This window comes from Pseudomonas sp. GM74 (assembly GCF_000282455.1).
In the GTDB taxonomy this organism is placed as follows: Bacteria; Pseudomonadota; Gammaproteobacteria; order Pseudomonadales; family Pseudomonadaceae; genus Aquipseudomonas.
On record NZ_AKJG01000003.1, the window covers coordinates 206029 to 214045 of the forward strand.

Consider the following 8017-nt stretch of genomic DNA (forward strand, 5'->3'; position numbering starts at 1 on the left):
CACGCATTCAACTGGAGCGCCCCATGACCCAGACTAATCTGCGCAACGGCCCTGATGCCAACGGCCTGTTTGGCGCGTTCGGCGGCCGCTACGTTGCCGAAACCCTGATGCCGTTGATCCTCGACCTGGCCCGCGAATATGAGTTGGCCAAGGAAGATCCTGCATTCAAGGAGGAACTGGCCTACTTCCAGCGCGACTATGTCGGACGCCCAAGCCCACTGTACTTCGCCGAGCGTCTGACCGAGTTCTGTGGCGGCGCGAAGATCTACCTCAAGCGTGAAGAGCTGAACCACACCGGCGCGCACAAGATCAACAACTGCATCGGCCAGATCCTGCTGGCGCGGCGCATGGGCAAGAAGCGCATCATCGCCGAGACCGGCGCCGGCATGCACGGTGTGGCCACCGCCACCGTCGCTGCGCGTTTCGGTCTGGATTGTGTGATCTACATGGGCACCACTGACATCGAGCGTCAGCAGGCCAACGTGTTTCGCATGAAGCTGCTGGGTGCCGAAGTGATCCCGGTGGTAGCCGGTACCGGCACGCTGAAAGACGCGATGAACGAAGCCCTGCGTGACTGGGTCACCAACGTCGACAGCACCTTCTACCTGATCGGCACTGTGGCCGGTCCGCACCCTTACCCGGCAATGGTTCGCGACTTCCAGGCCGTGATCGGCAAGGAAACCCGCGAGCAGCTGCAAGCCCAGGAAGGTCGCCTGCCGGACAGCCTGGTGGCGTGCATCGGCGGTGGTTCCAACGCCATGGGCCTGTTTCACCCGTTCCTGGACGACAAGAGTGTCGAAATCATCGGCGTTGAAGCCGCCGGTTACGGCATCGAGACCGGCAAGCATGCGGCCAGTCTGAATGGCGGCGTTCCAGGCGTCCTGCACGGCAATCGTACTTTCCTGCTGCAGGACGACGATGGTCAGATCATCGACGCCCACTCGATCTCCGCTGGCCTGGACTACCCGGGCATCGGCCCGGAACACGCCTGGTTGCATGACATCGGCCGCGTCCAGTACACCTCGGTGACCGACGACGAAGCCCTCGCTGCATTCCACCAGTGCTGCCGCCTGGAGGGGATCATCCCTGCCCTGGAAAGCGCCCATGCCCTGGCTGAAGTATTCAAGCGCGCACCGACCTTGCCAAAAGATCACCTGATGGTGGTCAACCTGTCCGGCCGTGGCGACAAAGACATGCAGACCGTGATGCACCACATGGAACACTCTCAACAAGAGCAATCGAAGCAGGAGAAACACTGATGAGCCGCCTGCAAACGCGTTTTGCCGAACTCAAGGAACAGAACCGCGCCGCCCTGGTGACCTTCGTGACCGCTGGCGACCCGGGCTACGACACGTCCCTGGCAATCCTCAAGGGGCTGCCGGCGGCTGGCGCTGACGTGATCGAGCTGGGCATGCCCTTCACCGACCCGATGGCTGACGGCCCGGCAATCCAGCTCGCCAACATCCGTGCGCTGGGAGCCAAGCAGAATCTGGCGAAAACCCTGCAAATGGTTCGCGAGTTCCGCCAGGACAACAACGAAACGCCTTTGGTGCTGATGGGGTACTTCAACCCGATCCACATGTACGGCGTACCGCGCTTCATTGCCGAAGCCAAGGAGGCCGGCGTTGACGGCCTGATCGTGGTCGACCTGCCGCCTGAACATAACGGCGAGCTCTGCGACCCGGCGCAGGCTGCGGGCCTGGACTTCATTCGCCTGACTACGCCAACCACCGACGATGTGCGCCTGCCGACCGTTCTGAACGGCAGCTCCGGCTTCGTCTACTACGTCTCGGTGGCCGGTGTGACTGGCGCCGGCGCTGCCACGCTGGAACACGTCGAGGAAGCGGTCGCCCGTCTGCGCCGCCATACCGATCTGCCGATCAGCATCGGTTTCGGTATCCGGACTCCAGAACAGGCGGCGTCCATCGCGCGTCTGGCCGACGGTGTTGTGGTGGGCTCAGCGTTGATCGATCACATCGCCAATGCCACCTCCCCGGAACAAGCCGTGGATGGCGTGCTGAGCCTGTGCTCGGCGTTGGCTGAAGGCGTGCGTAAGGCTCGCATCAGCTGAAGGTAAAGCTCCTGAACGCTGTAAACCTTGTGGGAGCAAGCTCGCTCCCACAAGGTTGCGATATCAAGGCAACTCTATCCCGCCTGATGCCTTGTGCAGTTTGCGCAGGTGCTCACCAATCTGCTTCACGTTAGCCTCGTTGGCGGCCATTTCGGCGGCGCGGCTCGGTTCAAGCAAGGCTCTCACTTCCTTGTCCAGATCCCCGGACAGCGCCAGGAGCTGCTTCTGGCGCTGGCTGCTTTCCGCTTCCAGATGCTCCCACTCGCTTGGTTGCGGCAAGCCATAACCGTTGGTGCCCAGCAGTTCCGCCGGCCGGCTGAGGAAACCACTGTTGGCGAGAATGTCCTTGAGCGTCTCGTTGGCCTTGTCCATGCCGCCATTCTTCAGTTCTCTGGCGCCCAGATAACGCTGCTTCACTTCATCCTGGGCCAGCAGCAACTGCTGACGGAAACTGGCCTGTTCCAATAGCAGTAACGCCGCGCTGGTGCGCAAGTCGGCCTGCTCGAACCATTGCCGACGCTGCGCGGCTTTCAAGTCCAGCCAGTCTTCGACGGTTTCCTGTTTGATCGGCAAGTGCTTTTTCAGGATCTCGAACATCGCCTGATAGCGCTCGCGGAAGGAGTCGAAACGATAACCCAGGCGCAAGGCTTCTCGTGGATCGTCCAGCACGCTGGTGTCCGCCAGTCCGCGGCCTTTCAGCACTTCCAGCAAACCGTTGGGCATGATGTTGTCGAGTCCCACCAATTGCGGGTTGTTGGTGCCGCCGCGCAGTAATTTCAGCTCTTCCACCGCGCAGTTGTTCGACAGGAAGAAGTAGTTGCCGTCGTAGCTCCAGTGCATCTCGGCGGCACGTCCGACCACGTCTTCAATCTCTCTGCGCGACAGGTTCAGGGGCACGGAGGCCAGGCTTCGCAGTTCGGTCTTGGTGTATTCGTCGATGACCTGGGACAGCGGCAGGATAAACAGCCGCGATGGGTATTTACCGACCAGGCCATCCCAGCTCGACAGCTGTACGTCGCCAACGAAAGCGCGGTACGACAGCACCAGATGCTGGTCCAGATCCAATCGGCAATCCGGTCCGCGTGGGCGGCCCGGCGCGCAGATCACCAGGCGCAACATGCTGTGGCCCCAGCGGCTGAACAGGTTCTGGTTGGCCTCGGCCAGCAGATAGTCAACGGCATAGACCCGCTCCGGATCGACCTGGCCCAATGGTGTCTTGGCGAAGTCGTTGCCGGCATTGAGGAACGCGAAGGTCTTGCTGCAGGTGTCTTTGGCGGCGGGCGCCCAGCCGAAATGTTCCTTGTAGTAGCGGTACAGCGCGGGGCGGCGGCAGGCGTAGCTCGGGTCGAGGAGGAAATACTCCATGTTGACCGCGACGAATTCCTTTGGACTGCTGGTCTCGTAGATGTCCGGGCTGCGGGCAATCTGGCGATTGTGCTGTTCGCGTTCACCGCGACGGCCTACGTATTGCTGCCAGCCGGCGAGGTCGAGCAGGCGCGGATCGTCACTGAGGGTAAAACGCCGATCGGATTGGCCCCGGCATTGGTCGGGAATGCCAACCAGCCCTGAGCTGTTGTTGCGCTGGGTGCAGCGCTGAATCAGCTTGCGCTCGGCATCCGGCCACAGGCGTGAGCGATCGTAGATGTGAGTCAGCTCGTGCAACACCGTGGCCAGCATTTCCCGGCGCACGGTGCCATGGGGGCGATGGGTTTTCTTGGTCGCGGCGCTGCCATCGGTGAGGCCGGCCAGCAGGTTGCGGTTCAGATCGAGTTCGGACACCAGAGTGGCCTGACCGTAGGCATTTCTCGGCATGTCATCGGTCCAGCCGATGTCGATGCGTCGATCGAGTTGCTCGATAAAGCGTGGCGGCAACGCCTGCATGGCTTCATCGAGCAACGCCTGGCTGGCTTGCTGTTGCGCGGGCGTCAGGCCTTCGGTCTTGAGTTGTAACTGAAGGCCTGCGTGGGCCGTGTTGCCGAGCAGCAACAGGGCCCCGGTCAGCAGCCAGGCGCGTGGACACCTCACAGTGCGAGGATGGCTTCGGCGAGATCCTGATCGCTGGCGTCGCGCGCTTCCGGCACGCGGGTGCGCAGCAAGTTGAAAGCGGACTCCAGGTGAGCGCCACGAATGTCGCCATTGCTGGCGACGAAACTGGCGGCGTCGTCCTGGGCTTCGCGCACGATTTTCGAATCGCGAATGGACGTGGTGGTGTCGGAGGTGAAATCGAGGGTGCGCTGGGTAGCACGGATCAGGATGTTACTGGTGGCAACCAGAGTATGTGCCTGGGCCACATCGGCCAACAGCAGCAGGCCGAGGATGGCAGCAATCAGCGGGTTACGCATGGAACGAACTCCAGAAAAACGGGGATAACTATTGGACGAGAATTGCTTGTGCCAGTTCAAGGTCACTGGCATGAAGTTTTGCCTGGGTTCGGCGCAGATACCGCAGGGCCGATTCCAGTCGTGCGCCTCTCAGTTCACCGTCACTGGCAATGAATGCCGCGGCGTCATCATGGGCAGCGAGCAGCAGTTTATGGTCGAAGGGGGCGGAGGTCACCAAACTTGTGGCGTAACCGCTGGCAACAATGCCTTGGGTGGACAGGTTAAAGGCGTCATAAGCGTCGGCCGATCCGCAGTAACCAAGGGTAAGAAAGACTGGAGCGATCAAGAAACCTGAAGGGAAACGCATGAGACTCGACAGTTGAACGTGAGTCCCAAGCCTAGCGCAAGGCCCGATCTAGAGCCAGCACCGAAACATCGGGGCACGCCGGGCGTGCCCCATGCCTGTACGGTCGGTTAGATCGTCAGGATCGCTTGCGCCAGTTGTGCGTCGCTTGCGTTCAGCTGTGGAGCCTGGTGGCGAATGTGGTCGAGTGCGCTTTCCAGCTTCACGCCGCGGATGGAACCTTCGCTGGCGACAAAGCTGGCAGCGTCGTCACGGGCCGCGAGGACGATCTTGTCATCCTTGAACGACGACGAAACGATGTTGGTGGTCGCATCGGAAGTGGCCTTGAGCGCGTTGACCACAGCATCCGTGGTCACGATGAAGCTGGAGGCTTGGGCACCGGCAGCCACGGCAAACAGGGCCGCGGCGCTAAGCAGGCGAAGACGGGACATGGGGTAACTCCTTTTGGTAGACCATTTGAAATATGGCGCAGTGTCTGAAAAGTCAGACGCCAGGCACTCGGCGTTCGCCACGTTCTGGCTTGATATTAGGCCTGAGTGTGTCAGCTCGAACAGCCCGTCATGCAAACAGGCCGTCAGCGCCAGAACGGTTTATCCAGTTCGTTGATGCGCTCAGCATGGCTGATGCCAAGGTCCGATAGCTGACGATCATCGAGTTGAGCCAGTAAACGTCGTGTTCTCGTCCTTTCCAGGCTAGCGAAGAAACCTGATAACAGAGCTCTAACCCGGTGCAAGCAAGGTCTTGATCGAATTGAGGGGGTGGAAACATCCTGTAAAGAATTCATGGCGCGGTCCCTGTCCTGATAAGTAGAGGACTTCATGCTGACATCGGTCGAATATCCGTTACAGACACACTGCGACGATATTGTACTTGTTCAGTTTGTTGTTTTTGAAAACTGTACTGGTGTTCGTGGCTCCCTACTGTAAAAGCGGATTTGACATGCCAAAACGACAAAACCCGTCGTGGTTTCCCACGACGGGTTTTGTTTTTTCAATTCGGGTTGCTGGCGGTGGACCTTCAGGTCAGGGCCAGCGACGCTAACTTAGCGCCAGAACGGCTTGCTCAGCTCTTCGTAGCGTTGTGCTTCGCTAATACCGGCGTCAGCCAGCAGACGCGAATCCAGACGAGCCAGTTGATGGCGGCTGGTGATGCGGCGCTGCCACAGCATCAGGTTGGCGATAACGCGCAGAGGCAGGGAAGCCTGGGTTTTTGCAGCAGTGTCTTCGAAGAACAGTTCGGAACTGAGTGTACGTTCCATGGTTGACATCCTTCCGCTTATGGCGGGATTAGGTAGTGGTTTAACTGGTACCCATGATCCTCTCGTTTGCCTAGTCTCTGTAGATACAGTTCATCTGTATTGTGAGAGCTCAGTTAACTGTTTATAGGGGGTGTACTGGTCTAAATTGAGGCAACTGTACCTATGCGCACCATTTAGGTGCAAATATGCTATTTTGGCTCGGTGGAGTAGGTGTTTTCCTTCAAAAATGACCAGTACAGCAGTACAGTTTTTTTCATATTACGAAGAGGCAAGGGCAAGCTGACGAAACTGTGTTTGCGCCAGCTGCTATCTGTACCAATTACTTCTTCAGCATTTGCCCGGTTTCTTCCAGGTTGATGTGCCAGCTCAGGGCGTCACGCAGGATGTGCGGGGTGTGCCCGCCGATGGCGCACGCGGCGGTGAAGTAATCATTCAGCGCCTGGCGGTAATCCGGGTGCACGCATTTGTCGATGATGACCCGGGCGCGCTCCCGGGGCGCCAGGCCACGCAAGTCTGCCAGGCCCACTTCGGTCACGAGGATGTCGACGTCATGTTCGGTGTGGTCGACATGGCTGACCATCGGCACCACGCTGGAGATCGCACCGCCCTTGGCGATCGATTTGGTCACGAACACGGACAGGTGCGCGTTGCGCGCGAAGTCGCCCGAGCCGCCGATGCCGTTCATCATCCGCGTGCCGCAGACGTGAGTGGAGTTGACGTTGCCGTAGATGTCGAACTCCAGTGCCGTGTTGATGCCGATGATGCCAAGGCGGCGCACGACTTCAGGGTGGTTGGAGATCTCCTGCGGGCGCAGAACCAGTTTGTCCTTGTAGCGCTCCAGATTGCCGAACACGTCGGCATTGCGCCGGCTCGACAGGGTGATCGAACTGCCCGAGGCAAAACTCAGCTTGCCCGCGTCGATCAGGTCGAAGGTCGAGTCCTGCAGCACCTCGGAATACATCGTCAGTTCTTCGAACGGAGAGTCGATCAGGCCACACATCACCGAGTTGGCGATGGTGCCGATACCGGCTTGTAGCGGGCCGAGCTTGTTGGTCATGCGCCCGGCTGCCACTTCCTGTTTGAAGAAGTCGATCAGGTGGTCGGCAATGGCCTGGGTCTCGGCGTCCGGTGCCAGCACAGTGGAGGGCGAGTCAGCCTGGTTGGTGACCACGATGGCGACGATTTTTTCCGGTGGAATCGGGATGGCGGTGCTGCCAATGCGATCGTCGACCTTGACCAGCGGAATCGGCGTACGGGTCGGACGGTAGGTCGGAATATAGATGTCGTGCAGACCTTCGAGATTCGGGTTGTGTGCCATGTTGATCTCGACGATCACGTGCTTGGCGAAAATCGCGAAGCTGGCCGAGTTGCCGACCGAGGTGGTTGGTACGATATGTCCTTGCTCGGTGATCGCAACGGCTTCAATCACGGCAATGTCCGGCAGCTTCAATTGCTGGTTGCGCAATTGCTCCACGGTTTCCGACAAGTGCTGGTCGATGAACATGACCTCGCCGGCATTGATCGCCTTGCGCAGGGTGCTGTCGACCTGAAACGGCATGCGTCGCGACAACACGCCGGCTTCGGTCAGCTGCTTGTCGAGGTCGTTGCCCAGGCTTGCGCCGGTCATCAGGCTGATCTTCAGCGGCGTGACCTTGGCGCGTTCGGCCAGCGCCTGGGGGACGGCCTTGGCTTCGCCGGCGCGAGTAAAGCCACTCATGCCGACGGTCATGCCGTCCTCAATCAGAGCGGCAGCGTCGGCAGCGCTCATCACTTTGTCCAACAACGAAGGCAGGCGAATACGGTCACGGTACATGGATTGTTATCTCGGGCAACAGGTAGCAGGATGTGCAGTCTAGTGAATTGCGCCGACTTCTGTCCCGCTACCAAGGTCGCAATCGAGGCGTCTATTCCGGGCCTTTCAAGCAAAACACCGTTACCGGATCGGTAACAAAAGGATAGTTTGTCCGACGATTTGCGCAAACAAAAACGCCCCGACGAATCGG

The 8017-nt window shown here is 59.6% G+C and carries 9 protein-coding genes; 2 read left to right on the plus strand and 7 right to left on the minus strand.

The features are described 5' to 3' along the window. The first annotated feature begins 23 nt into the window (after nucleotides 1–23). Nucleotides 24–1259, plus strand: coding sequence for a tryptophan synthase subunit beta (trpB, locus tag PMI34_RS25500; RefSeq protein WP_008045877.1), 1236 nt, complete (start codon nucleotides 24–26; stop codon nucleotides 1257–1259). Beyond that, a complete protein-coding gene (trpA, locus tag PMI34_RS25495) occupies nucleotides 1259–2071 on the plus strand; it encodes a tryptophan synthase subunit alpha (RefSeq protein WP_008045880.1) in 813 nt (270 codons plus the stop codon). Before trpB ends, trpA begins: the two co-directional genes overlap by 1 nt. A 63-nt stretch (nucleotides 2072–2134) precedes the next feature. On the opposite strand, the gene PMI34_RS25490 is transcribed toward trpA, so the two are convergent. The 7 genes from PMI34_RS25490 to PMI34_RS25465 all read right to left on the minus strand — a co-directional run bounded on the left by PMI34_RS25490 (nucleotide 2135) and on the right by PMI34_RS25465 (nucleotide 7827). Next, complete coding sequence (locus PMI34_RS25490; protein ID WP_008045882.1) at nucleotides 2135–4096, minus strand: DUF7844 domain-containing protein; 1962 nt, start codon at nucleotides 4094–4096, stop codon at nucleotides 2135–2137. Beyond that, on the minus strand, nucleotides 4093–4413 hold the full coding sequence (locus tag PMI34_RS25485) for a DUF2388 domain-containing protein (protein ID WP_008045884.1): 321 nt from the start codon (nucleotides 4411–4413) through the stop codon (nucleotides 4093–4095). The genes PMI34_RS25490 and PMI34_RS25485 overlap by 4 nt, the downstream gene beginning before the upstream one ends. Before the next feature lie 28 nt (nucleotides 4414–4441). Continuing rightward, nucleotides 4442–4759 (minus strand): DUF2388 domain-containing protein, encoded by a 318-nt coding sequence (locus tag PMI34_RS25480; protein WP_008045885.1) that lies wholly within the window; start codon nucleotides 4757–4759, stop codon nucleotides 4442–4444. Between the two features lie 107 nt (nucleotides 4760–4866). After that, nucleotides 4867–5187, minus strand: coding sequence for a DUF2388 domain-containing protein (locus PMI34_RS25475; protein WP_008045886.1), 321 nt, complete (start codon nucleotides 5185–5187; stop codon nucleotides 4867–4869). A gap of 143 nt (nucleotides 5188–5330) precedes the next feature. Next, nucleotides 5331–5540: a DUF1127 domain-containing protein gene (locus PMI34_RS27795; RefSeq protein WP_081498025.1), complete on the minus strand. Its 210-nt coding sequence runs from the start codon at nucleotides 5538–5540 to the stop codon at nucleotides 5331–5333. Nucleotides 5541–5798: 258 nt separating this feature from the next. Further along, on the minus strand, nucleotides 5799–6014 hold the full coding sequence (locus PMI34_RS25470) for a DUF1127 domain-containing protein (RefSeq protein ID WP_008018491.1): 216 nt from the start codon (nucleotides 6012–6014) through the stop codon (nucleotides 5799–5801). A 319-nt stretch (nucleotides 6015–6333) separates the two neighbouring features. Then, nucleotides 6334–7827, minus strand: coding sequence for an acetyl-CoA hydrolase/transferase family protein (locus PMI34_RS25465; protein ID WP_008045887.1), 1494 nt, complete (start codon nucleotides 7825–7827; stop codon nucleotides 6334–6336). Nucleotides 7828–8017 lie beyond the last annotated feature (190 nt).

Bases quoted from the DNA above. Each gene is read 5' to 3' on its own strand.
- trpB (WP_008045877.1), top strand. From the start codon at position 24: ATGACCCAGACTAATCTGCGCAACGGCCCTGATGCCAACGGCCTGTTT.
- trpA (WP_008045880.1), top strand. From the start codon at position 1,259: ATGAGCCGCCTGCAAACGCGTTTTGCCGAACTCAAGGAACAGAACCGC.
- PMI34_RS25485 (WP_008045884.1), bottom strand. From the start codon at position 4,413: ATGCGTAACCCGCTGATTGCTGCCATCCTCGGCCTGCTGCTGTTGGCC.
- PMI34_RS25480 (WP_008045885.1), bottom strand. From the start codon at position 4,759: ATGCGTTTCCCTTCAGGTTTCTTGATCGCTCCAGTCTTTCTTACCCTT.
- PMI34_RS25475 (WP_008045886.1), bottom strand. From the start codon at position 5,187: ATGTCCCGTCTTCGCCTGCTTAGCGCCGCGGCCCTGTTTGCCGTGGCT.
- PMI34_RS27795 (WP_081498025.1), bottom strand. From the start codon at position 5,540: ATGAATTCTTTACAGGATGTTTCCACCCCCTCAATTCGATCAAGACCT.
- PMI34_RS25470 (WP_008018491.1), bottom strand. From the start codon at position 6,014: ATGGAACGTACACTCAGTTCCGAACTGTTCTTCGAAGACACTGCTGCA.
- PMI34_RS25465 (WP_008045887.1), bottom strand. From the start codon at position 7,827: ATGTACCGTGACCGTATTCGCCTGCCTTCGTTGTTGGACAAAGTGATG.